The organism is Collinsella sp. Sow4_D11 (assembly GCF_052116465.1).
Taxonomy (GTDB): Bacteria; Actinomycetota; Coriobacteriia; order Coriobacteriales; family Coriobacteriaceae; genus Collinsella.
This window is the reverse complement of record NZ_JBQKLA010000006.1, coordinates 58,098-81,647: the sequence shown is the minus strand read 5'-3', so window position 1 is coordinate 81,647 and position 23,550 is coordinate 58,098. Positions and strand designations below refer to the sequence as shown.

Here is a 23,550-nt window from a genome sequence, read left to right as displayed (position 1 = left end):
CCAAACACTCCCCTACAGAATAAATCGAAGGATGTCGGAACGAAGCATATAGACAAACAGCAGCGCAAAGAGCGCGATGCCCACATAGCTCACAATCGTCTGGACCTTGAGCGGAAGCTCGCGGCCCGCAATCTTTTGAATGATCTCGATGACCAACTTGCCGCCATCGAGTGGCGGGATGGGCAGCAGGTTCATAAAGCCAAGCGAGAACGAAATGAGGGCGGCAAACGAAAGGAACGTGGCAGGGCCGGCAGCAGCAGCTTGCGAGGACATAACGCTAATACCCACGATCGAAGAGGACTGATCGAGAATCTCCATCGTATGCTGAGGCTGGAGCAGGCGCATCACGCCCTTCGCTGTCTGCACGACATAGGAGAACGACAGGCGAGCCGACGTGATGGGGTCTAAACGGACCACCTGCGTAGAAACATACACACCTAGGCGTTCGTCCTCTTTGAGCGCAACCGTGGTCGAATGCTTCTTGCCGTCACGCTCGTACTCAATGGCGATATCGTCCTTACCGGCAGCCTTGCCAATGGCATCGTAAACGTCCATCCAGGTAGAGCACGATACTCCGTCGACCGAAAGAATCGCGTCGCCATCCTCGATTCCCGCCGCGGAGGCAATCGAGCCTTCATCAACCTGGCCGATCACATTGGTGTCCACCGGCACCGTGACACCCGCGATGGAATAGATGCTCATAAGGAGCAAAAAGCCCGTCAGGATATTGACGATAATGCCCGCAAGCAGCATAAAGGCACGCTTGACAAAGCCCTGACCCAAATAGGTGTGCGAGCGCTCGCGTGCAAGGAATTCGGCCTCGCCGCACGGCAGTTCCCATACATCGCCCTCGGCAGTCGCGTGCTCGCGATCGAACCGACGGCCGTCAAAGGTGGTATAACCCGCCGCGTCACGCGGCAGGGTCTGGTACTTGGTGGGATAGTAACCAGGCGAAGGGTTTTCCCCTTCTTCATACCAAGGAGCTATGGATCCCCAACCCAGCAGCAAAGCACAGGCCTCGAGCACATCCTCCTCGGACAGCTCAAGCTCGACGGCAAGATCGGCCACCGTCACACGGCCGTGGCGATAGATGGCGGCAAGCACGCGATCGGCATACGAGACATCGGTCGGATCCATGCCACAGATGGCAGCATACCCACCCAGCAACAGCGGGGTCACGCCAAACTTGGTGCCGATCCGACGAGACGTATGGTGGATATCAAAGCGACACGGCAGGCCCAAAAAGAACTCAGTCACCCGGACGCCGCAGGCACGCGCCGCCAAAAAGTGGCCGCCCTCGTGCAAAAACACGAGGACGGAAAGCATCAGCAGGCCCCAAAAGACCGATGAGAGAACGCTCAGAACAGTTTCCATAAAACGAAAAAGCAATCCTTATGGGTTAAGAACGGGTTGCGACGAGCACTTGCGCGGCCTTTTCACGCGCCCACGCATCGATACCGCGAAGCTGTTCAAACGAATCGACCGTCTGCGCATCATGCGCATCCATACAGGATTCCACAATGCGATCGATATCGGTAAAACTGCAGCCATCATGCAGGAAGGCATCGACGGCGACCTCGTTGGCGGCATTGAGCACGCACGGCATGGTGCCGCCCGTCTTGCCCGCACGCTCGGCCAGCGCCAGGCAGCGGAACGTATCCATGTCGGCCGCATCAAAGGTAAGCTGACCCAACTCGCGGAAATCGATGCGCGGAGCCGGAGTATCCCAGCGCTCGGGATACGAGAAGGCAAACTGGATGGGAATGCGCATGTCAGATGCCCCGAGATGCGCCATCACGGCGCCGTCGGCAAACTCGACCATAGAATGAATCTTTGACTGGCGCTGAACGACCACGTTGATAAAGTCGAGGTCGCAACCAAACAAGTGCATCGCCTCGATACGCTCCAGGCCCTTGTTCATGAGGGTAGCGGAGTCAATCGTGATCTTGGCACCCATAGCCCACGTAGGGTGCGCCAGGGCATCGGCGCGCGTCACACGGTCGAGTTCCTCGCGCGAACGGCCAAAGAACGGACCGCCCGAGCAGGTAAGCCAAATACAGTGGGCCTCGCGCGGATTCTCACCCAGATAGCATTGGTAAATTGCAGAGTGCTCGGAATCGACCGGGATAAGCTGACCGGGCTGAGCCAACGGCATCAGCAGGTCACCGCCAACAACGAGCGACTCCTTATTGGCAAGGGCAAGACGCTTATTCGAGGTCAAGGCCGCATGGCTCGCCTCGAGACCGGCGGCGCCCACAATAGCGACAAGCACGCAATCGACATCGTCGCGACGCGCGAGCTCGCAAACCGCCTGCGCACCAACGCCGAGCTCCGTTCCCTCGGGCAACTCCTGCAGCACGGCGTCATCGCCATGAGCGACATCGGCCACGGCAACCGCCGGAACCGAGAACTCGCGGGCAGCTGCAACGAGCTCGGAGGTGCTGGAATTAACGGAAAGCGCCGTCACCTGCAGACGATCGGCATGCTGACGGCAAACATCGAGCGCCTGAGTGCCGATAGAGCCCGTACAGCCCAGGATGGCAACACGAAGGCGTCCATCGGAGCCATACGTCGTCTGGAAGGACATTACAGCACGCCTCCGATCATCAGCATCAGCTGCGCGGTGATGCAGCCGAAGATAAGCGAATCGCTACGATCGAGCATGCCGCCGTGGCCCGGGATAAGGTTACCGGAATCCTTGACGCCCACACCGCGCTTGATGCGCGACTCGATAAGGTCGCCGATAACGCCCAGGATGGACACAACCACGCCACAAAGCAGCGCATAGGGCAAGCTCAGCTTATAGAGATGCGTCACCCACAAAATGAGCCAGATGAGAACCGAGCCCAAGATGCCTCCAACAAAGCCCTCCCAGCTCTTGTTGGGAGAGATCTTGGGGACCATCTTGTGTTTTCCGATACGGCTGCCCACGATGTAAGCAAACGAATCGGAGACCCAAAGGGACGCGCAAACACCCACTGAAAGCAGGGCGCCGGCAAAACCGGGCACGGCATCGCGCAGCAGCACAATAGCCGACAGCATAAAGCCTGTGTAGATGGGACCCATGAGCGTCACGGCCACATCAGAGATGCGGGTACGCGGCGACCAAACATACCAAATGCCCACCGCGAGCATCAGTGCAAAAAGCAGGGCGTTCAGCAAAAGCGAATCGCCAAGCGCCGATAACGGAAAGAGCACGGCGGCAATAATGCCCAGATGCTCGTTGGCGACCTTGCCATCGAGCCTCGTCATACGGAAAAACTCAAAGCAGCAAAGCCCGCTCATGACAGAGACAAAAATGGCGGTGGGCACGATACCCAAAACCAGGCACAGGATAAAGACGACGGCGTAGACGATACCGGCGGCGGCACGGGTAATAAAGCCCGCAAGCCACGAACCGGTGCCGCTCTTCGCTGCAGGCGCTCCCGCAGTGGCAGCTTTGCGCGCAGGCGTCTTGGGAGCAGATGCCTTGGGACGATCGGACACGATTAAGCCTCCTCGGTCTTGCTCAGTCCACCAAACCTACGGTCACGGCCCTGATAGGCCAAAATGGCGTCAACAAGGCCCCAACGATCAAAGTCAGGCCAATAGGTATCGGTGACATAGAACTCGGAATAAGCCACCTGCCACAGCAGATAGTTCGAAAGGCGAAGCTCACCAGAGGTGCGAATGACCAGCTCGGGATCGGGAAGACCGGCGGTGTACAGGTGCGAAGCAACCATATCATCGTCGATAGCAGCAGGGTCGATCTTGCCGGCGGCGGCATCGAGCGCAAGCTGACGGGCGGCACGGGTAATCTCGGCACGAGCGCCGTAGTTGACGGCGAGCGCCAGCGTCATACCGGTGTGATCAGCGCACTCGGCAAGACCGCATTCAAAAACGTCGCGGGTCTTCTTGGGCAGCGCGGAAATATCACCCAAAAAGACAACACGGACGTTTTCGCGCTTCAGAAGCGGCAGCTCATCGATAAACGTCTTGGCAAACAGATGCATCAAGACGTTGACCTCATGCTGCGGGCGGTTCCAGTTTTCGGTTGAAAACGCATAGGCGGAAAGCACGTCGACACCCAGACGCACGCAGGCGGTAATGATCTCACGAAGGGAGACGATACCCGCCTTGTGACCCTCGGTACGGGCAAGACCTCGCGCCGTAGCCCAGCGACCGTTACCGTCCATGATGCACGAGATATGGCGCGGAATGTTATTGAGGTCAAGGTCGGAAAAACCGACGCCCGCAGGGGCGTCGGCAAAGTACTCGACCAGTTTGTTCTCGTCGTATTGCACCTTAGATCTCCATGACCTCGGCTTCTTTTTCCTTCAGAAGCTCCTCGACCTTGGCGACATACTCGTCGGTATGCTTCTGCACCTTGGCCTGTTCGCGACGGACATCGTCCTCGGTAAGCTCTTCATCGCGCTCGAGCTTGTTGTTAAAGTCGCGGCGGATGTTACGGATAGACACCTTGGCCTGCTCGGCGTACTCGCGGCACTCCTTGACGAGCTCGCGACGGCGCTCCTCGGTGGGAGCCGGGAACGGAAGACGAACAACGGTGCCATCGGAGTTGGGGGTAATACCCAGATCGGAAGCGCCGATGGCCTTGACGATGGCGTTGATAAGCGCCTTATCCCACGGCTCGATGAGCAGCATGTGGGCCTCGGGGGTCTTTACGGCGGCAACCTGCGTGACCGGCGTGGGAACACCGTAATAATCGACGGTGATGTCGGACAGAATGTTAGCGTTGGCTCGGCCGGTACGGACCTTGGAGAAGTTATGCTTGAGGGACTCGAGCGACTTGTCCATGTGGGCGGTGATGTTCTCTGCCATGCTTAATCCTCCTGATAGACGAGCGTGCCGACGGGCTCACCCGAAAGCGCGCGCTTGACGTTGTCCTCGCCATCGATGTTGAGGACCAAAATGGGCATACGGTTATCCTGGCACAGGGCCGTAGCCGTGGAATCCATAACCTGCAGGCCGCGGACGAGCACCTCGTGATAGGTGATCTTGTCAAAGCGGACGGCATCGGCGCACTTGACGGGATCCTTGTCGTAGATACCGTCGACCTTGGTGGCCTTAATCAGAATCTCCGCACCGATCTCGCAGGCGCGAAGGGCCGCGGCGGTGTCAGTCGTAAAGTACGGATTGCCCGAGCCGGCTGCGAAGATAACGACATTGCCCTTGGAGAGGTGATTGATGGCGCGACGACGAATATAGGGCTCGCAAATCTCGTTCATCTGGATGGCACTCATAACGCGGCAAGGAACATCGTTATGCTCGAAGGCATCCTGCAGGGCGAGCGCGTTCATAACGGTTGCAAGCATGCCCATGTAATCGGCCTGAGCACGCTCCATACCGCCGGCAGCTCCAGCCATGCCGCGGAAAATATTGCCGCCGCCGACAACGATGCCGACCTCATGGCCAACGGCGAGCAGCTCCTTGACCTGCTTGGCAAGATGGTCGGTAACCTTGGGGTCGATGCCATAGTGGCCATCGCCCATCAGTGCTTCGCCGGAAAGCTTCAGAAGCACGCGTTTATATCGGATGTCGGACAAAGCGATCCTCCTTTAATTAGACTCTCAATATGATAGCAAAGGCTCTGCTTGGAGCCATGAAAAAGCAGGCTGTGAGTAAAACCCACAGCCTGCTCATTACCAGCTACAAGAGCTTATTTACTCGCCACGGACCAGACGGTCGAAGGCAACGACGGTAATGGTATCGCCGAGCTCCTTGGAGACCTGCTCGGCGTACTTCTTGATGGTGAGGGAGCTGTCCTTGATGAACTCCTGCTCGGTGAGCACGGACTGCTTGTAGAACTTCTCCAGACGGCCAACAGCCATCTTCTCCTGGATGGCCTCGGGCTTGCCGGACTCGGCAGCCTGAGCCATGTAAATCTGCTTCTCATGCTCGACGGTCTCGGCCGGAACCTGATCGCGGGTAGCGCAGATCGGAGCGACAGCGGCAACCTGAAGAGCAACGTCGTGGGCAAAGGTCTTGAAGGACTCAGCCTGAGCGGTCTCAGCCTTCTCGAAAGCAAACTCGACGAGGACGCCGATCTTACCACCCATGTGGATGTAAGAAGCGAGAGCGCCGTTCTCGACCTTGCGGGCGGCGAAGCGGGAGATCTTCATGTTCTCGCCCATGATGTGAATCATCTCGGTGAGCTCGGAGGAAACGGTCTCCTCGCCCATCGGCTTCTCGAGCAGAGCGTCGACATCGGCCGGCTCGGTGGTGGCGACAACCTCGGCGACCTTGGAAGCAAAGCCGGTGAACTTGGCGTTGGAGCCGACGAAGTCGGTCTCGCAGGAGAGCTCGAGCAGAGCGCCGGTCTTGCCATCCTCGGAGACGAACGCGGCGACAGCGCCCTCGTTGGTCTCGCGGCCAGCCTTCTTGGCAGCCTTAGCGAGGCCGTTCTTGCGCAGAACGTCAACAGCGGCGTCCATGTCACCGTCAGCCTCGACGAGAGCCTTCTTGCACTCCATCATCGGGGAGTCGGTCATCTCGCGGAGCTGCTTGACCATAGCGGCGGTAATCTGGGCCATTGTGGTTCCTTTCAAAGAGATGAAAAAGACTTAATTAGGACTGATTTACTCGGCCTTGGGCTCAGCGGCCATCTCGGCCTCGGAGACCTGCTCCTTGCCGGAGCCAGCGAGGCAAGCGTCGGCCATGAGCTCGCACATAAGGGTGACAGCGGAGATGGCGTCATCGTTGCAGGGGATGCCGTACTCGACCTCGTCGGGATCGGAGTTGGTATCGATCAGAGCGACGACGGGGATGTTCAGGCGCTGGGCCTCCTTGATGGCGTTCTCCTCGCGCTTAGTGTCGATGACGAAGAGAGCCTGGGGCAGACCCTTCATGTCGCGGGCGCCACCGAGGTTGGTCTGGAGCTTAGCGAGCTCCTTACCCAGAACAGCCTGCTCCTTCTTGGGAAGAACAGCCATGCGGCCGTCCTCGACCATGGCCTCGAGCTCCTCCATGCGGTTGATGCGGGAGCGGATGGTGACGAAGTTGGTCAGCATGCCGCCGAGCCAACGCTGGTTGATGTAAGGCATGTTGGCGCGCTCAGCGGCGTTCTTGACGGCCTCCTGAGCCTGCTTCTTGGTGCCGACGAACAGCACGTTGCCACCCTTGGCAACGTTCTTGACGAAGGTGTAAGCCTGGTCGGCGTCAAGAATGGTCTGCTTGAGGTCGAGGATGTAGATGCCGTTGCGCTCACCGAAGATGAACGGCTTCATCTTGGGGTTCCAGCGACGGGTCTGGTGACCGAAGTGGCAGCCGGCCTCGAGCAGGGTGCGGATATTAATCTTGGTAGCCATGTTAAACCTCCTGTGGTTTGCCTCCGCGCGGGGTCATCCTCCAAAACCAACCCGGACATGTGCTACCAAAGCCCGGGCACCACGGTATGAAGTAGCCGCGCGTGCGTGATAAAAACCTGTTGCCGTGAAGCAACCCGATGAATGATAGCAGGATTACATCTTTCTGCCAACACGAAATCAAAACCACACACACGGACGCGCGATCGATTGGATAGAACCCCTCTCCTGCCTTATTCGCCGCGCGGAAGAGCTTGGGTAACGGCGCGTTTGAGCCGATCGGGCGTGAGATGCGTATAAATCTGCGTGGTGGACAAGCTTGCATGCCCCAGTAACTCCTGGACAGAGCGCAAGTCCGCTCCGCCCTCGAGCAAATCGGTCGCAAAAGTATGGCGCATCGCATGCGGGGCGATATCGGAAGGGATACCCGCAAGCGACGCCAACATATGAAACCGTCGCCTAAGCATGGCGGCGCTCATACGGTTGCCGCGTGCCGAGATAAACAGCGGATGCACACCGTTCGTACCGTCGCCACGCTTTGCCTGAGCAAGAAGCTCCGGTCTTCCTTCCTCAATATAGCGGTGGGTCACATCGAGAGCACGCCGATACAGGGGCACGATACGCTCCTTGCTCCCCTTACCCCAAAGCCGCAGCGTTCGCTCGGACCAAGCAATGGACTCAACATTGAGTGCCGCAAGCTCAGAGATGCGAGCCCCAGATGCATAGAGCAATTCGAGCATCGCCGCATCGCGCAGTCCCGCAGGCGTTGAAACGTCTGGCGATGCAAGCAGTGCCTTAACCTGCTGGGTGGTCAGCACTCCGGGCAAATCGCGTGGAAGCTTGGGCGAGGCAATCGCAGAGACAGCGTCTCCATCGATAAGACCCTCGGCAGCCATCCATCGATAGAACGAACGAATGGCAGACAGGTGCGCCGCAATCGTCCTGGGCGCCACCTGCTCGCGCGACAGCTCTGCCAGATACATGCGAACGGTACGTACGTCCGCCGTGCGTGCATCGATATCCCCACGCTCGCACCAAGCGGCAAAACGCTCCAGACGAGAGCCGTAAGCGATAACAGTGTTAGAAGAAAGCCCCTCGACGCGCGCAATATAGGCTATGAACGAGTCGACGGTATCGTACAGGTCAAAGACTATGACCGATCGCCCCCAAACAGGTCGGAGCGCGATTCCAGATAGGAATCCAAGGCCTTAAGGGCGCGATCCGCATAGGCCTGATAGCGATCACGTTTGCTGCGGCGTTTACCGTCCTCGAGGGGAGGCACCAGGCCAAAATTAACATGCATGGGCTGATATCCGACCGTAGCAGGATCGGTCGCATAGCCCACGAGCGCGCCGAGAGCGCCCACGCGCGGCAGCTCGACAGGAGCAACCTCGATAGCCTCGGCATAGGTATTGAGCGCAGCGAGGAGACCCGTGGCGACCGCTTCCATGTAACCCTCCGTACCGGTAATCTGTCCGGCAAGGCGCACGCCCGTGCCGGGCACGGCGAAGGTCCCATCGAGCACATGGGGAGCATCGACAAAGGTATTGCGATGCATGACGCCATAGCGGAAGAACTCGGCATTCTCCAGACCGGGAACCATATGAAAAACGCGCTTCTGCTCGCCGAAGGTCAGGTTGGTCTGAAAACCAACCAGGTTATAGGCGGTCTTCTCCTTGTTCTCGGCGCGCAGCTGAATCGCCGCCCAGGGACGGCGACCGGTGCGCGGGTCGGTGAGCCCGACGGGCTTCATAGCGCCAAAGCGGATGGCATCCTTGCCCGTGCGCGCAACCTCCTCGGCTGGCTGACAGGCCTGGAAGAGGTCCCCGCCCTCAAAGTCCTTGAGCACCACGCGATCGGCCGTGGTAAGTGCCTCGATAAAGGCCTCGTACTCCTCCTTGTTGAGCGGGGCATTGAGATAGTCGCCACTCCCCTGCTCCTCGTAGCGCGACTGCGAGAACAGCACATCCATATCGAGCGTCGAGGCATCGACAATCGGGGCCGCGGCGTCAAAGAACGCCAGGGAATCACCACCGACGAGCTTCATGACCTCCCCGCTCAACGCCGGCGAGCACAAGGGACCCGCGGCGATAACCACATGGCCCTCGGGAATCTGGGTGACCTCGCCGTGAACGACCTCGATATTGGGACGGGCGGCAACCTCGGCCTCGACGAGCTCGGAGAATTTAACACGGTCGACCGCCAAGGCGCCACCAGCGGGAACGGCAGCGCGATGAGCGCAGTCGAGCAGCACCGAACCCATACGCTCGAGTTCGGCCTTCAACAGGCCGGCGGCGGAATCGGGTCGGGTCGACTTAAACGAATTGGAGCAGACGAGCTCCGCCAAGTGATCGGTATGGTGGGCAGGAGAGGTCACCAGCGGCCGCATCTCGCACAGCTTTACGGCAAACCCGCGATCTGCCAGCTGAATCGCGCATTCCGATCCCGCCAGACCGCCACCGATAACCGTCACTTGATCAAACAGCATCTGCAAACACCTTTCTAATTGACACGCTTTCCATTGTGACCGAAGGGCGTCTGAGCGTGAAGCGCAAACTTTGAGGGCGCATACCTTCCATCCATCATGCGCTCGATGAGTCCCTCGAGCTCGAGTGAGCCCAGGAGTTTGAGCACGCCGACGGCATCGAGGGAGACGAGCGCGGCAATGTCATCGACCTTGAGCGGCGAGGCAATGAGCGCGTGCATCACGGCCTGCTGCGTGGGGTCCAGATCGGCGATACCGGGCGCATCGGGACGCGAATAGCGCAGGGTGCCGTATATTCGCGAGATGGCCATCTCAATAGACTCCTCGTCAACAATGCAGCATGCCCCGTTGGCGATGAGGTAGTTGGTCCCACGCGACTCTGGTGACAAAATGGAGCCCGGTACCGCGAGCAGTTCGCGCCCCAGGTCCATGGCGGCCTCCGCTGTCGAGAACGTGCCCGAGGGCATGCCGGCCTCCGACACGAACAGCGCCTGCGAAAGCGCGGCAATCACCCGGTTACGCCGCGGAAAGGCAAACTTGCGTGGCCCCATACCCCAAGGCGAGATGGACACGACCGCGCCGCCCGTATCGATCGTGCGCGCGATGAGCCCAGCACTCGAACGCGGGTAAACCACGTCGGCGCCCGTACCCAACACCACGACGTGCCTGCCACCAGCGTTGACCGCGGCCCAACCCGAGGCCTGGTCGCAGCCGACCGCACCGCCCGAGACCACCGTCACCCCCGCCTCGACCGCAACTTTCGCGGCCAGCTCTGCCACGGCAAGGCCGTACGGCGAGGCCTTGCGAGCGCCGATGATGGAGAGCGAGGGCGTCGACAGTGCGGCGGGGTCGCCACGCACATAAAGCGTCTGGGGTACATCAGAGAGCTCCAAAACGGTATCTGGATACAACGCATCACCGGGATGCAGCTCAAAAGTCTCCTCGGGCATTACTGGTCCCTCCTCCCCTGGTACATCGCCGCCTCGAGCACGTGGTCTTGGGTTACCCGCTCACTTTCGGCAACATCGGCAATCGTGCGCGCGATACGCACCAAGCGCACGATGCCGCGCCCTGTGAGATGTGTGCGCCTCGACAGGCCGAGCACGCACTTTTCCGCTGCCCCATCGAGTGCAAAGGTCGAAACGACGCCGTCGATGGAACGTGACTCATCGTCCTCGGCCTCGGCATCTGCATCGTCCATACGGGACTCGCGCCAGGCACGAAATGCCCGACCCCGCACAACATAGTCACGTAGTTCAGCTGACGACATACCCTCGGCGCCCTCGATAATTACCTGCGGGTCGGGTCGGGTCACGTCAATCATAAGGTCAATACGATCGGCCAAGGGACCACGTAGCTTAGACCGATAGCGCTCAACCATCGAAGCCGAGCAGCGGCACGGTACCTCGCGATCGCCCAAAAAGCCGCAGGGACAGGGATTGCTCGCGGCAAGCAGCTGGAACCTCGAGGGAAACGTGAAAGCCCCATCGACGCGTACGATCTTGACGTAGCCGCGCTCTATGGGCTGACGGAGTGTCTGCAGCACGCTGTTGGGAAACTCGGCAAGCTCGTCTAAAAAGAGCACGCCGCCGTGCGCTAGGCTAATCTCGCCCGGGTGCACCGGCCGTCCGCCGCCAATAAGGCCCGCAGTCGAAATGCTGTGGTGGGGGCTACGGAACGGCCGGTGTCCCGCCAGCAAACCATCGATGCTCTCGCCCAAGACCGAATGGATGCACAGCGCCTCTTGCTGATCCTCGAGAGAAAGCTCGGGCAAGATACCCGTCATGCGGCGTGCGAGCATGGTCTTGCCCGAACCCGGCGAGCCAATCATAAGCAGGCCGAGCTCCCCCGCCGCCGCAAGCGCAATGCCGCGCTTGGCAACCTCCTGCCCCAGCACATCGGCATAATCAAGTTCTGGCTCAAACGACGCCTCGACACCCTCGGAATCCAGATAATGCCGAGCCGCCTCGCCCATACCGCGGGCGAGCTGAGACAGATGGTCGATAAAGCCACAGTCCACACCGGCAAGCGGCACATGTTGATCCGACCTTCCCGCAATAAAGGACAGGCCCATATCACGCGCCAACAACTGAAACGCAACCTCGCCTTTTACGGGCAGCACGCTACCATCCAGCCCGAGCTCACCGGCAATAAGGCAATGGTCTAGATGGTCGCGGGGAATCTGCCCATCGGCCGCCAGTACCGCGATGGCAATCGGCAGGTCAAAACCACTGCCCGTTTTACGGATGTCGCCCGGAGCCAAGTTGACGGTAATGCCCGCCCGTGGAATCTCAAATCCCGCCGAGCGCATTGCGCAGCGTATGCGGCCACGCGACTCCATCACCTCCATACTTGGAATGCCAAGCATTTGGATACCCGGAATACCGCCGGCAAGCGAGACCTCGACCGTGACGGGAATCGCCTCGACGCCACGAATGCATGCAGCGTGGACGGCAAAGGTGTCAAACGCCATCACGATACCTGCCAATCGAATGCGTTGTATTGATGCTCAATCTCCGCAATATGACCGCCGCGGATAGTAACGCCCACCGCGTCGAAGCGAATCGCCTTAAGGGGATAGTGATCCATAAGGTAACAACTCGCGATACGGCGGTAGCGACGCTGCTTTTGGGCGTCCACCGCCTCCTCGGGAAAGACCCGCGTGTTGCAATCTAGGGCGACGCGCCTTGTCTTGATCTCAGCCATCACCACGACATCATCAAGTTCATCAAGAAGTACCAGATCGGCCTCACCCTCGGGACACCGGTAGCCCTGTTCCAAGAGGGCATAACCGCGCTCGCGAAAGTAATCGATTGCAATAAGCTCACCCAGCATGCCCAGTTCTCGAGGACTGAGGCCCTTAATGAACCCAGGCGTAATCGACGCGCAATCAATCTCCCCGTTCTCCCAAAGCTCTTTGAGCTGTTGCGTCTTGCTCTTTGCACTTGCGGCGCACATGGGGTCTCCTTTCCCGCGCACGATATTGACCCGATCATGGGGCCGCCTTTCTTGCGGGTAAGTACCAAAAGAAAACCAAAGTCCAACCAAAAACAAACAAAAAAGGGACCGCATGCAACAATTGCGTTGCATGCGGTCCCCACCAGCTGGTTTATAAAATCCCAGAAGTCCCTGTCTCCATATTTGCCTTAAAAAAGACGCTCCGTCTGCAAAAAATTTCCGCAGAAGCTCACACGATGCAACGGAGAAAGGCCATGTTTACGAATAGCCTCAATGTGCTCGGGGCTCGCATAGCCCTTTGACTCAGCAAGATGATATTCGGGATACTCGGCATCGTACTCGACCATCATCTCGTCACGCGTGACCTTGGCCATAATGGAAGCAGCGGCGATGCAGGCGATTTTGGCATCTCCCTTCACCACATCGCGCTCGTTAGGGACGGCGCCCAAGGGGTTGCCGTCCATAAGCACGCAATCGGGCTCGAGCCCCGTATCGGCCACGGCGCCCGCGACGGCAGTGCGGATGGCGCGGGCCATGCCCATCTCATCGATATCCGCAGGAGCGATATGGCAAAAACCAATGGCCGTAGCCACCTCGGCAATCTGCACCGAGAGCAGCTCACGACGGGCAGGCGTGAGCTTTTTGGAATCGTTAATGCCCCAAACGCGCGGCTCCATGGGAAGGCAGACAGCGCAGACCGTCAACGGGCCGGCGACAGAGCCGCGCCCCACCTCGTCAACACCAACGACCACGCCATTGCCGCCGAGCTCATGCATAAGCTCGTACATGCCGTTGACGCGCTCGCGCTCGGAAAGTTCCTTGGCATGGCGCTTAAGTGCGCGTTCGCAAGCCTTGATCACCTGCTGGCGCGGATCCTCGCGATAGTGCTCCACGAGGGCGGGAATCTCCTCGAACGTGGCACTCGCCAGCTCGCCGGCAACCTGCGATGCCGAAATCGAGCTCGTCATATTGGCCATACCAGGCCCTCCTTGCATGGAAATCAGATAAAAAGAAGGGCCACCCGAAGGTGACCCTTGTGTCCAAACGAGTGGACAGACGCTGCGATCTTCTTAGCGCTTCTCGGGGATGCGAGCAGCCTTGCCCACCTTGTCGCGGAGGTAGTACAGCTTGGCGCGACGGACGCGACCATGACGGACGACCTCGAGCTTGGCGATCTTGGGGCTGTGAAGCGGGAAGGTACGCTCAACACCGACACCGAAGGAAATCTTGCGGACGGTGAAGGTCTCACGGGCACCGGCGCCGGCCATGCGGATGACGTCACCCTGGAAAACCTGGATGCGCTCGCGGTCGCCTTCCTTAATGCGGTAGTGAACCTTGACGTTGTCGGCAACGCGGACCTGCGGGATGTCCTCGCGGATCTGCTGACGCTCGATTGCGCGGATGTAATCCATGTGCAATTCCTTACTCTTCTAGAGGTGCCGTACCACCTTGGCCGGCACGTAGTTGAACAAACGTATTCGAGTATACACGCGCGGGTTTCTGCTGCAAGAACAATTTTTTTCGCAGACAAAAAGACAAAACCCGCACATGATAACCGCCCGCCTCACAAATGAGACGGGCGGCATGAAGGGGGCTACGCTAGGGGTCTATACACTAAACGCTAGGCGGAACGCTTGGCATCGAGCTTGGCCTGGGCGGCAGCCAGTCGTGCGAGGGGCACGCGATAGGGCGAGCAGGACACGTAGTCCACATCGGCCACGTTGAACAGGTCCTTGATGGACTTGGGGTCGCCGCCGTGCTCGCCGCACACGCCAAAGTGCATGTCGGGGTTGGCGGCGCGACCCTTCTCGACTGCCATACGCACCAGCTCGAGCACCGCCGCGTCGATGGTCTCGAAGGGATTATCCTTCAGGATCTTCTTGTGCATGTACAGCGGGATGAACTTGGCCTCGGCGTCGTCGCGCGAGAAGCCGAAGGTTGTCTGGGTGAGGTCGTTGGTGCCAAAGCAGAAGAAGTCGGCATGGTGGGCGATCTCGTCGGCGACCATGCAGGCGCGCGGCAGCTCGAGCATCGTGCCCACGGGAATATTGAGCTCGACGCCCTCCTCGGCGGATACCTCGGCGATCACGCGCTCGATGACCTCGCGGGTCTGGACATGCTCGGCTGTGATGGAAACGAGCGGGACCATGATCTCGGGGCGCGGGTCGACGCCCTCCTTGATAAGGCGGGCAGCAGCCGTGGCGACGGCGCGAACCTGCATGAGCGGCAGATCGCCAAAGACAACGGACAGGCGCACACCACGCAAGCCGAGCATCGGGTTGGACTCAACCATGCCGTCGATTCGACGCAGGCGGGCACGCAGGGTGGCAAGCTCTTCCTCGCTGGCGCCGGCGGCTTCCTTCTTGGTGATGGCGACCTCGAGCTCGCGAGGATTATCCAGGAACTCATGCAGCGGCGGATCGAGCAGGCGAACGACCACATCGCGACCGGACATGGTCTTAAACATCGCCAGAAAGTCCTCGGTCTGAACCTTGAGCAGGTCGTCCAGGGCCTGCTGCTTCACGGCCTCGTCGTCGGACAGGATAAAGCTCTGGATAATGTTCTTGCGGTCGCCCAGGAACATGTGCTCGGTACGGCACAGGCCGATGGCCTCGGCGCCAAACTCGAGTGCGAGCGCGGCATCCTCGGGGTTGTCGGCGTTGACGCGCACGTGGTTGGCGTGACCGTCGGTCTCGTCCAGGCGAATCTCGTCTGCCCAGGACAGAATGGTGTCCAGATCGCCGGTGAGCTCGGCGGAGACCAGATCGACGGCGCCGTCGACGACAATGCCCTGAGTGCCGTCGATGGAGATGATGTCGCCCTCGTGAAGCACACGATCGCTGCCCTCGATGCGCACGACCTTCTCGGCGGCGTCAATATGGAAGCGCTCAACGCCGCAGACGCAGGGCGTACCCATACCGCGGGCGATAACGGCGGCATGGCTCGTCTTGCCGCCGTGGCTGGTAAGGATGCCCTCGGCAGCGACCATGCCTTTCAAGTCGTCGGGGTTGGTCTCCCAGCGGACCAGAATGACCTTATGGCCCTCGTTGGCGCGCGCGACGGCATCATCGCTCGAGAACACGACCTCGCCTACGGCGGCGCCGGGGCTGGCGTTGAGGCCGCAGGCCAGGGCCTCGTACTTCTTGGAGGAGTCGAACTGCGGATGCAGAAGCTGGTCGAGCTGCGCCGGATCGATGCGACTCACGGCCTCCTCGCGGGTGATGAGGCCCTCCTCGACCATCTCGATAGCGATGCGCAGCGCGGCGGTAGCGGTGCGCTTGCCCACGCGGGTCTGAAGCATCCAGAGCTTACCCTGCTCGATGGTGAATTCGATATCGCACATATCGCGGTAATGATCCTCGAGCGTCAGGAAAACGCGCTCGAGCTCCTCGCCAGCGGACTCGAGGCCCGGGGTGGTCTTGAGGTCGGCGATGGGCTCAGTGTTGCGAATGCCGGCGACGACGTCCTCACCCTGGGCGTTAACCAAAAAGTCACCGTAAAACTCCTTGGTGCCATCGGCCGGATTGCGCGTAAAGGCGACGCCGGTCGCAGAGGTCTCGCCTTTGTTGCCAAAAGCCATGGCCTGGACGTTGACGGCGGTACCGAGCTCGTCGGAAATGCCATGCTGTTTGCGGTAGATGCAGGCGCGCTCGTTCATCCAGCTGCCAAAGACGGCCTGGATGGCAAGGCGCAGCTGGAGCTCCGGATCGTGCGGGAAGACGGGCTTGCCGTCGACAACCTCGAGCTCGGGATACAGGGCAGCCTCGACGTTCTCGGAGAAGATGCCCTTGAAGGTCTCGACGAGCTCCTGCAGGTCCTCGGCCGAAAGCTCGGAATCGACGCGAACGCCGGCGACCAAGCGAGCCTGGGTCAGGGCGTTCTCAAACAAGTCGGCATCGACACCCATAACGACGTTGGAGAACATCTGGATAAAGCGGCGGTAGCTATCCCAGGCAAAACGCGGGTTTTGCGTCTGGGCAATGAGGCCCAGAACGGAGTCGTCGTTAAGGCCCAAGTTGAGGACCGTGTCCATCATGCCGGGCATGGAGAACGGAGCACCCGAGCGAACCGACACGAGCAGCGGGTCGGATGCGTCACCAAGCTTCTTGCCGCAGCGGGCCTCGAGATCGGCCTCGGCGGCAACGATCTCATCGAGTGCGCCTTCGGGCCACACGTTGCCGGCACCGGAGTACTCGACACAGGTTTGGCAGGTAATGGTAAAGCCACCGGGAACCGGCAGGCCGATGCGGCTCATCTCGGCAAGATTTGCACCCTTGCCGCCAAGCACGAAGTTCATGGACTTGTCGCCCTCAGTGACACAGGTGCCCTGGGCGTCGGTTCCAAAACGGTAAACCCTCTTGCAATCGCTCACGATACTCCCCTTCCATGCGCTGTCGCGCACGACCGTGGTAACGAATCGACCCGCCGGATGCGAGCCGTGAGGGTACTATACGGCGGGTATTGGAAGTGCTTGCGTAGAGGGTGCGAGGTTTGGTAAACGTGGTAAAACTGACGGTAAACGGTAGATAAAGGTGGTTACCTTATGAAGATACCTGTGAACGAGACTTGCAGGTTAACTGCAAGAACTTTGCTAAATCGCTTTACCATAAGTAGCTAATTTGGGACGGGGCTTTTTTAGCTACCCCGTCGGCAATCGGCCAAAAAGCTCGCGGCCTCAGCCGGGGTAGCTAAAAAAGCCCCGTCCCAAATTAGCTACTTTTGTTGAGCGCGGCGAGCGGCACGACGGGCTCGAGCTTCTTGGATTTCCTCCAAATGACCGATGATCTCGGATGCACTCTCCTCAATCGCCTTACCGTCGGTACGCACCACAAAACAGCCTAGGCGCTTCATGAGGGCACGGGCTTCCTCAAGCTCGCTGCGCACACTCTCGGGCTCGGCATAGGAGCCGGCGACGGCGCGGGCGTAGTCATCGCCCAAGCGGCTGTCGCGAATCTCAGAAATGACGTCAACGGTCGAAATCAGGCCGAACAGGCGCATCGGGTCGACCTCGTAAATCGACTTCGGCGGCTCCATGCCGTGCGCCAGCGGAACGTTTGCGACCTTGTAACCCTGATAGGCCAAATACATCGACAGCGGCGTTTTGGACGTACGCGACACGCCCAGCAGCACGATATCGGCCCCCGAAAGGTCGTCGCAACCGCGCCCGTCATCGTGCTCAACGAAATACTCCATAGCCTCAATGCGGTGGAAATAGCGGTCATCCGTTTTGTGAATAACGCCCGCAACGCCCTTGGGCGGCACACCGATGAGCGACGACAGCACGGCAAGGGTCGGACCGATCAGGTCGACAGAGCGAATATGCAGCATACCCAGGTAATCGAGCACGCGGGCGCGAAGCGCCGGATCGACGATAGTGTGGAACACGGCGATATCACGATGGTCCGCATCGACGCGCGGGCCCACAAACGACTTGACCTGCTCCACCGAGTTCACTTTGGGCAAGCGCAAGAGACGAAAAGCCCCTTCATCAAATTGCCCGGACGCCGCAAGCACCACCTCACAAGCGGTATCACCGAGCGAGTCGGAGATAACGATAACGGTGGGACGTGCGGTGACCGGGCAATCCATGCGGGGCTCCTTTTGCGCTTATGCGCAGGCTGGCTTACTTTTTGCGGGCAAGCTCACCGATGTTGGCGATGCCAGAGAAAACGGCCTCGAAGCGGTTGAGCAGCTTAAGGCGATTATCGCGGAGCTGCTCGTCCTTGTCCATGACCATAACCTCGTCGAAGAAGCGGTCGATGGGGGCACGCAGGGCGGCAAGGGCGGCAAATGCGGCCGGATAATCCTCGGCAGCAAGGGCGCCATCGACAGCGATCTGAGCAGCCTCGGAGGCATCGGCGAGCGCGAGCTCGGCCTCACCCATCAGACTGCGATCGCACTCCATGCCCAGCTCGGGCTTGGAGATGTGCGCGGCGCGGGCATAGGCAGTAGCCAGGTTGTCGAAGGTCTCGGCATCGTTCTTGCGGGCCTCGTCGAGCGCGGCGCAGCGGGCGAAGAAGACGGACGGAGCGATGATGTGCACCGCGGAGACGGCGGCGACGGTATCCGCCGGAATCTTCTCGTCGCGGGCCATGCTCACCAGACGGCCGTGGAAGAAGTCACGGACCTGCTGGGCGACCTCGGCGGCGTCGAACTCGATGCCCTGCTCGCTATAGAGCTCAAGGGCAAAGTCGATGAGCGTCGTGGGGTCGATCGGCAGACGATCGCGCAGGATGTTGATAATGCCGATAGCGGCGCGACGCAGCGCGTAGGGGTCGGAAGAGCCGGTCGGGGGCTCGCCGATGGCAAAGATACCGGCAATGGTATCGAGCTTGTCGGCACAGGCCACGATGCAGCCAGCGGTGCCCTCGGGCAGCTCATCGCCGGCAAAGCGGGGACGATAGTGATCGCGAATGGCGTGGGCGACCTCGTCGTTCTCCCCCATCGCAGTTGCGTAATAGCCACCCATCACGCCCTGCTGGCTCGTGAACTCGACGACGGCGTTGGAAACCAGGTCGGCCTTGCACAGGTGCGCGGCACGAGCGGCATCGGCAGCGAGGTGGGCGCCCAGATGGGCCTCGCGGGCAATAGCGAGCGCGAGCTGCTCAATGCGCTCGGACTTGGCGAGCACGCTGCCGAGCTTCTCCTGGAAGGCAACCTTGGCCAGACGCTCACGGAACTCGTCGAGGGAGATCTTCAGGTCCTCCTCGTAGAAGAACTTGGCATCGTCCAGACGGGCGCGCACGACGCGCTCGTTGCCGTCGATCACACGCTCGGCATTCTCGGGCTTGCTGTTGGAGACGACCACGAACTCACGCGTGAGCTTACCCTCGCCGTCATAGATCGGGAAGTAGCGCTGGTTGGTGAGCATGGACTCGCAGATGATCTCGTGCGGGACCTTGAGGAACTCCTCGTCGAAGGTACCGACGAGCACCGTCGGCCACTCGCAGAGGTTAATGACCTCCTCGAAGACCTTCTTGGGCGTATCGACATGGCAGCCAGGGCGCGCAGCCTCGACCTCGGCAATACCGGCAAGGATGGCCTCACGACGACGCTCGGCAGAGAGCACGCCGGCGTCCTCGAGCACCTGCTCGTAGACGGCGGGGCTGGCGACAACATGGTCACCGGCGCCCAGCACGCGATGTCCGCGCGTGGTGTTGCCGCTCGTCACATCGGCAAACGTCACGGGCACAACGTCCTCGCCCAGAAGGCAGCAGATCCAACGGACCGGACGCACAAACGTCGCGTGCTCGTGGCCCCAGCGCTGGCTGCGGTAGTTGGGCCACTGCAGGCCGGCGATCGTCTTCTCGCACAGGGCCGTCAGAATAGGGGTAGCCGGCGCGGAGGGAATGTTCTTCTCGGCGAACACGTACTCGCGGCCGTCGGTATCCTCACGACGGATCAGGTCCTCGGCGGCCACACCGCACTTGCGGGCGAAGCCCTGAGCGGCCTTGGTGGCGTTGCCGTCGGCATCGAAGGCAATGTTTGCCGCAGGGCCGCGCTTGACCTCGTGGACCTCATCGGTCGCGGTGGCGACGTTGGTCACGAGCGCAGCCAGACGACGCGGGCTCGAGATCACGCGGACCTCGCCATGGGCCAGGCCGGCCTCGTCGAGGCCCTTGGCGATCATATCGCCAAGCTGCTTGACGGCATTGTTCAGCGGTGCGGAGGGCATTTCCTCCGTACCGATCTCAAACAGGAAATCCTTAGCGTCTGCCATGGCTTACGCCACCTCGCCTTCCTGGTCGGCATTCTCGTTAACTCCGGCAACCTCGGCCATATAGGCCTCGCAGCACGCCTTGGCGACCGCGCGGACGCGCAGGATGTAGTTGGCGCGCTCGACTGCGGACAGGGCGCCGCGGGCATCGAGCAGGTTGAAGGCATGGCTGCACTTCATGACGCAGTCGTATGCGGGCAGCGGCAGCTTGCGCTCCAGACAGGAGTGGCACTCGGCCTCGTAGTCGTCAAACTTCTGACGCATCATCTCGACGTTAGCGACCTCAAAGTTGTAGGCGCTAAACTCGCGCTCGTTCTCCAGGAACACGTCGCCATAGGTCATGGGCGTGCCGTCGGGCAAATAGCTCCACACCAGGTCATAGACGGAGTTGACGCCCTGGGCGTACATGGCGATGCGCTCCAGGCCGTAGGTGATCTCGACGGGCACGGGGTCGACCTCGATGCCGCCCACCTGCTGGAAGTACGTAAACTGCGTGACCTCCATGCCATTGAGCCAGACCTCCCAGCCAAGGCCCCAGGCGCCGAGCGTCGGGCTCTCCCAGTCGTCCTCGACAAAGCGGACGTCATGGTCGTTGGGATCCAGGCCAATGGCGGCAAGAGACCCCAGGTAAAGCTCCTGAGCGTTGACCGGCGAGGGCTTAATGAGCACCTGGAACTGATAGTAGTGCTGCATGCGGTTGGGGTTCTCGCCGTAGCGGCCGTCGGCGGGACGGCGGCAGGGCTGCGCATAGCAGGTGCGCCACTCAGCAGGACCGAGCGAGCGCAGCGTGGTCGCGGTATGGAAGGTACCGGCACCGACCTCGGAGTCATAGGGCTGCATAATGACGCAGCCCTGCTCGCCCCAGTACTGCTGGAGGCGCAGGATGATGTCTTGGAAGGAAAGCGATGAAGCGTTCATGCCTCTAATATCCCCTCGTCGAAACGATTACACGGTTAGGTACTGTACTATAGCGGTTTTTAGTCGATAGCGCCCAGACGGTTGAGCGGCCAGTAACGCACGAGCGCCACGGCGATCAGGTCCGAACGGTCGACCGGGCCAAAGTAGCGTGAGTCGGCTGAGTTCTCGCGGTTGTCGCCCATCACCCACACGCACCCGTCAGGGACGGTGTAGGGATAGCTCACCTGAGCACCAGGCGCCTGGACCGACAGTGGCCAGCTCATGCCCGTCGTATAGTCCTCGTCGAGCGCTTGGCCGTCGACGACCACCTTGCCGTCCTGCAGGTCGACCGTCTGGCCGGCCGTAGCGATGACCCGCTTGACGAGCACATCGTGCTCAGAGGTGCCATCGGGGTTGTGGAACACCACAATATCGCCCTGTTTGACAGGCTGGCCGAGCTCAAGCGTCACCTTTTGCGCCAGGATCTGGTCGCCAATCTCAATCGTGGACTCCATGGAACCGGTGGGAACCACAAAGGGCTCGACCACAAAGGTGCGAATCAAGAAGGTGGCCACGAGCGCGATTGCGACGACCACGACCCACTCAAACGCGCCCTTTAGCATGGAATGCTGCGACGGAACCATTCTCACTCCTCGCTCTGCGAATACGAAGCGTCCAAAATCTTCTGCGCATACGCGCGTTCCTTAGGCGTAAGCCGCGCCGTCTCAATTAAGTCGGGACGCCAGCGACAGGTGCGCTCGATGGCGTTCTTGCGGCGCCAAGCGTCAACCTTGGCGTGGTCACCACTTACAAGCACGGGAGGCACGCCCTCGCCGTTAAACTCGGCAGGACGGGTGTACTGCGCGTACTCGAGCAGCCCACCGTCCTCGGCGGTCGAGAATGATTCGTCAACGCTGCTCATCTCGTCACCAAGCGCGCCGGGAATCAGACGCACGACGGCGTCAGCAACGACCATAGCAGGCAGCTCGCCGCCCGTGAGCACATAATCGCCGATCGACAGGCGCTCGTCGGCATAGGCATACGCGCGCTCATCGACACCCTCGTAGCGGCTGCACACAAACAGCAGGCGCTCGCTTTGGAGCAGGCGCTCGGCTACATGCTGCGTAAAAGGCTCACCGCAGGGCGTAAAGAACACCACGGTGGGCTTGGGGCCCTCAGAGCTAATGGCCTCGATGGCCTCAGCGATGGGCTCGACCTTCATGAGCATGCCCTGACCGCCGCCGTACGGCTCGTCATCGACGGTACGATGGCGATCGTGCGTCCAGTCGCGCAGGTTATACGCCTTAAAATCAAAAAGGCCGGCCTTGCGGGCACGGCCCAAGATCGATGTGGACATGACGGGCTCAAACATCTCGGGAAAGACCGAAAGGGTCTCGATCAGCATGTTGTCCTCCCTACTTGTCCATATCGATCAAGCCGTCCATAACGTGGACGGATATTGCTCCCCGATCGGGAAGATCGAGCACAACTTGCTCGATCACGGGAATCAGCACCTCGCCGTACCGATTGCCCTCGACAACCCAAACGTCGTTGGCAGGCGTCGACATAATCTCAACGATCGTTCCGAGCGACCCAAAGCGCTCGTCAACCACCTCGCGACCCATAAGGTCGGTATAGGCGGCATCGAGTGAATCGAGCTCAAAGTCATCACGGTTCGCCAGAACGAAACAACCCGTGATGCCCTCGGCGGCCGTCAAGTCGTCAATGCCCTCAAACGAAACCAGATCGCCATCGCCCGTATCGGTAACGGATGTAACCGTGCAAAAGCGGTCACGCTTGAGCGCCGGTGGCGTCAGGGCGACACGCATACCCGGCTCCAATACAGAAGGAAGCCCCCGCAGCGGCTGCGCGAGGACCTCCCCCTTCCTTCCATGCGGCTTAACCACACGGGCGATGTTTTTGTACTGGGACCTCAAGGTCCTAGCCCAGAACCTCTACCTCGACGGAAGTGTCGAGGCGAGCGGCCAGTGCACGGGCGAGCGTGCGAATGGCCTTGATGGTACGGCCGCGACGGCCAATGACCTTAGCTACGTCATACTCGGCGACCGAAACCTCAATAGTTGAGGCATCGTCGCCATCGATAACTTCCAGGCTCACGGAATCCGGGTCGTCGACGATCTGAACAACGAGATATTCGACGAGATCGGCGATGCGATCTGAGAGCATTG

Annotated in this window: 23 protein-coding genes; all 23 read right to left on the bottom strand. The window is 60.4% G+C overall.

Features of this window, described 5'->3' with window-relative positions:
- Positions 1–12: 12 nt before the first annotated feature.
- The 23 genes from ACTQ40_RS04235 to ACTQ40_RS04125 all read right to left on the bottom strand — a co-directional run bounded on the left by ACTQ40_RS04235 (position 13) and on the right by ACTQ40_RS04125 (position 23,548).
- Positions 13–1,374, bottom strand: coding sequence for a M50 family metallopeptidase (locus ACTQ40_RS04235; RefSeq protein WP_441563414.1), 1,362 nt, complete (start codon positions 1,372–1,374; stop codon positions 13–15).
- Between the two features lie 25 nt (positions 1,375–1,399).
- Positions 1,400–2,587, bottom strand: coding sequence for a 1-deoxy-D-xylulose-5-phosphate reductoisomerase (gene dxr, locus ACTQ40_RS04230; protein ID WP_441563413.1), 1,188 nt, complete (start codon positions 2,585–2,587; stop codon positions 1,400–1,402).
- A complete protein-coding gene (locus tag ACTQ40_RS04225) occupies positions 2,587–3,486 on the bottom strand; it encodes a phosphatidate cytidylyltransferase (RefSeq protein WP_427717552.1) in 900 nt (299 codons plus the stop codon). Before ACTQ40_RS04225 ends, dxr begins: the two co-directional genes overlap by 1 nt.
- Before the next feature lie 2 nt (positions 3,487–3,488).
- On the bottom strand, positions 3,489–4,283 hold the full coding sequence (locus ACTQ40_RS04220; protein WP_441041581.1) for an isoprenyl transferase: 795 nt from the start codon (positions 4,281–4,283) through the stop codon (positions 3,489–3,491).
- 1 nt (position 4,284) lies between these two features.
- On the bottom strand, positions 4,285–4,821 hold the full coding sequence (frr, locus tag ACTQ40_RS04215) for a ribosome recycling factor (protein ID WP_006236112.1): 537 nt from the start codon (positions 4,819–4,821) through the stop codon (positions 4,285–4,287).
- 2 nt (positions 4,822–4,823) lie between these two features.
- On the bottom strand, positions 4,824–5,546 hold the full coding sequence (gene pyrH / locus ACTQ40_RS04210; RefSeq protein WP_427717558.1) for a UMP kinase: 723 nt from the start codon (positions 5,544–5,546) through the stop codon (positions 4,824–4,826).
- A 117-nt stretch (positions 5,547–5,663) separates the two neighbouring features.
- The gene (tsf, locus tag ACTQ40_RS04205; RefSeq protein WP_409064982.1) at positions 5,664–6,533 is read right to left on the bottom strand and encodes a translation elongation factor Ts; all 870 of its coding nucleotides are present in this window, start codon (positions 6,531–6,533) and stop codon (positions 5,664–5,666) included.
- A gap of 45 nt (positions 6,534–6,578) precedes the next feature.
- A complete protein-coding gene (rpsB, locus tag ACTQ40_RS04200) occupies positions 6,579–7,307 on the bottom strand; it encodes a 30S ribosomal protein S2 (RefSeq protein ID WP_055285135.1) in 729 nt (242 codons plus the stop codon).
- Positions 7,308–7,537: 230 nt separating this feature from the next.
- Positions 7,538–8,446 carry a tyrosine recombinase gene (locus ACTQ40_RS04195; protein WP_441563433.1) on the bottom strand — a complete coding sequence of 303 codons (909 nt, stop codon included), beginning with the start codon at positions 8,444–8,446 and terminating at the stop codon, positions 7,538–7,540.
- 8 nt (positions 8,447–8,454) lie between these two features.
- A complete protein-coding gene (trmFO, locus tag ACTQ40_RS04190) occupies positions 8,455–9,792 on the bottom strand; it encodes a methylenetetrahydrofolate--tRNA-(uracil(54)-C(5))-methyltransferase (FADH(2)-oxidizing) TrmFO (protein WP_441563412.1) in 1,338 nt (445 codons plus the stop codon).
- A gap of 14 nt (positions 9,793–9,806) precedes the next feature.
- Complete coding sequence (locus tag ACTQ40_RS04185) at positions 9,807–10,739, bottom strand: DNA-processing protein DprA (protein ID WP_427793438.1); 933 nt, start codon at positions 10,737–10,739, stop codon at positions 9,807–9,809.
- Complete coding sequence (locus ACTQ40_RS04180; RefSeq protein ID WP_441537005.1) at positions 10,739–12,262, bottom strand: YifB family Mg chelatase-like AAA ATPase; 1,524 nt, start codon at positions 12,260–12,262, stop codon at positions 10,739–10,741. The genes ACTQ40_RS04185 and ACTQ40_RS04180 overlap by 1 nt, the downstream gene beginning before the upstream one ends.
- The gene (locus ACTQ40_RS04175) at positions 12,262–12,747 is read right to left on the bottom strand and encodes a YraN family protein (RefSeq protein ID WP_441031093.1); all 486 of its coding nucleotides are present in this window, start codon (positions 12,745–12,747) and stop codon (positions 12,262–12,264) included. Before ACTQ40_RS04175 ends, ACTQ40_RS04180 begins: the two co-directional genes overlap by 1 nt.
- A gap of 188 nt (positions 12,748–12,935) precedes the next feature.
- Positions 12,936–13,724: a ribonuclease HII gene (locus ACTQ40_RS04170; protein ID WP_441563411.1), complete on the bottom strand. Its 789-nt coding sequence runs from the start codon at positions 13,722–13,724 to the stop codon at positions 12,936–12,938.
- 93 nt (positions 13,725–13,817) lie between these two features.
- Positions 13,818–14,159 carry a 50S ribosomal protein L19 gene (rplS, locus tag ACTQ40_RS04165; RefSeq protein WP_117583231.1) on the bottom strand — a complete coding sequence of 114 codons (342 nt, stop codon included), beginning with the start codon at positions 14,157–14,159 and terminating at the stop codon, positions 13,818–13,820.
- A 209-nt stretch (positions 14,160–14,368) separates the two neighbouring features.
- Positions 14,369–17,119, bottom strand: a complete 2,751-nt coding sequence (gene ppdK, locus ACTQ40_RS04160; RefSeq protein ID WP_441563410.1) for a pyruvate, phosphate dikinase — start codon at positions 17,117–17,119, stop codon at positions 14,369–14,371.
- 341 nt (positions 17,120–17,460) lie between these two features.
- A complete protein-coding gene (locus ACTQ40_RS04155) occupies positions 17,461–18,336 on the bottom strand; it encodes a pyruvate, water dikinase regulatory protein (protein ID WP_154516238.1) in 876 nt (291 codons plus the stop codon).
- A gap of 34 nt (positions 18,337–18,370) precedes the next feature.
- Complete coding sequence (gene glyS / locus ACTQ40_RS04150; protein WP_441563409.1) at positions 18,371–20,467, bottom strand: glycine--tRNA ligase subunit beta; 2,097 nt, start codon at positions 20,465–20,467, stop codon at positions 18,371–18,373.
- 3 nt (positions 20,468–20,470) lie between these two features.
- On the bottom strand, positions 20,471–21,382 hold the full coding sequence (locus ACTQ40_RS04145) for a glycine--tRNA ligase subunit alpha (protein ID WP_006236091.1): 912 nt from the start codon (positions 21,380–21,382) through the stop codon (positions 20,471–20,473).
- A 59-nt stretch (positions 21,383–21,441) separates the two neighbouring features.
- Entirely contained in the window at positions 21,442–22,005 is a 564-nt protein-coding gene (lepB, locus tag ACTQ40_RS04140) for a signal peptidase I (RefSeq protein ID WP_427795662.1), read from the bottom strand.
- Positions 22,006–22,007: 2 nt separating this feature from the next.
- Positions 22,008–22,766 (bottom strand): tRNA (guanosine(37)-N1)-methyltransferase TrmD, encoded by a 759-nt coding sequence (gene trmD, locus ACTQ40_RS04135; protein WP_441563408.1) that lies wholly within the window; start codon positions 22,764–22,766, stop codon positions 22,008–22,010.
- A gap of 10 nt (positions 22,767–22,776) precedes the next feature.
- On the bottom strand, positions 22,777–23,268 hold the full coding sequence (gene rimM, locus ACTQ40_RS04130) for a ribosome maturation factor RimM (RefSeq protein WP_441563407.1): 492 nt from the start codon (positions 23,266–23,268) through the stop codon (positions 22,777–22,779).
- A gap of 34 nt (positions 23,269–23,302) precedes the next feature.
- Positions 23,303–23,548: a KH domain-containing protein gene (locus ACTQ40_RS04125; protein ID WP_441563432.1), complete on the bottom strand. Its 246-nt coding sequence runs from the start codon at positions 23,546–23,548 to the stop codon at positions 23,303–23,305.
- Between the last annotated feature and the right edge of the window lie 2 nt (positions 23,549–23,550).

Excerpts from the sequence above, each read along its gene's own strand:
- ACTQ40_RS04235 (WP_441563414.1), bottom strand. The coding sequence starts at position 1,374 with ATGGAAACTGTTCTGAGCGTTCTCTCATCGGTCTTTTGGGGCCTGCTG.
- dxr (WP_441563413.1), bottom strand. The coding sequence starts at position 2,587 with ATGTCCTTCCAGACGACGTATGGCTCCGATGGACGCCTTCGTGTTGCC.
- frr (WP_006236112.1), bottom strand. The coding sequence starts at position 4,821 with ATGGCAGAGAACATCACCGCCCACATGGACAAGTCGCTCGAGTCCCTC.
- tsf (WP_409064982.1), bottom strand. The coding sequence starts at position 6,533 with ATGGCCCAGATTACCGCCGCTATGGTCAAGCAGCTCCGCGAGATGACC.
- rpsB (WP_055285135.1), bottom strand. The coding sequence starts at position 7,307 with ATGGCTACCAAGATTAATATCCGCACCCTGCTCGAGGCCGGCTGCCAC.
- trmFO (WP_441563412.1), bottom strand. The coding sequence starts at position 9,792 with ATGCTGTTTGATCAAGTGACGGTTATCGGTGGCGGTCTGGCGGGATCG.
- ACTQ40_RS04185 (WP_427793438.1), bottom strand. The coding sequence starts at position 10,739 with ATGCCCGAGGAGACTTTTGAGCTGCATCCCGGTGATGCGTTGTATCCA.
- ACTQ40_RS04180 (WP_441537005.1), bottom strand. The coding sequence starts at position 12,262 with ATGGCGTTTGACACCTTTGCCGTCCACGCTGCATGCATTCGTGGCGTC.
- ACTQ40_RS04175 (WP_441031093.1), bottom strand. The coding sequence starts at position 12,747 with ATGTGCGCCGCAAGTGCAAAGAGCAAGACGCAACAGCTCAAAGAGCTT.
- ACTQ40_RS04170 (WP_441563411.1), bottom strand. The coding sequence starts at position 13,724 with ATGGCCAATATGACGAGCTCGATTTCGGCATCGCAGGTTGCCGGCGAG.
- rplS (WP_117583231.1), bottom strand. The coding sequence starts at position 14,159 with ATGGATTACATCCGCGCAATCGAGCGTCAGCAGATCCGCGAGGACATC.
- ACTQ40_RS04155 (WP_154516238.1), bottom strand. The coding sequence starts at position 18,336 with ATGGATTGCCCGGTCACCGCACGTCCCACCGTTATCGTTATCTCCGAC.
- glyS (WP_441563409.1), bottom strand. The coding sequence starts at position 20,467 with ATGGCAGACGCTAAGGATTTCCTGTTTGAGATCGGTACGGAGGAAATG.
- ACTQ40_RS04145 (WP_006236091.1), bottom strand. The coding sequence starts at position 21,382 with ATGAACGCTTCATCGCTTTCCTTCCAAGACATCATCCTGCGCCTCCAG.
- lepB (WP_427795662.1), bottom strand. The coding sequence starts at position 22,005 with ATGGTTCCGTCGCAGCATTCCATGCTAAAGGGCGCGTTTGAGTGGGTC.
- trmD (WP_441563408.1), bottom strand. The coding sequence starts at position 22,766 with ATGCTGATCGAGACCCTTTCGGTCTTTCCCGAGATGTTTGAGCCCGTC.
- ACTQ40_RS04125 (WP_441563432.1), bottom strand. The coding sequence starts at position 23,548 with ATGCTCTCAGATCGCATCGCCGATCTCGTCGAATATCTCGTTGTTCAG.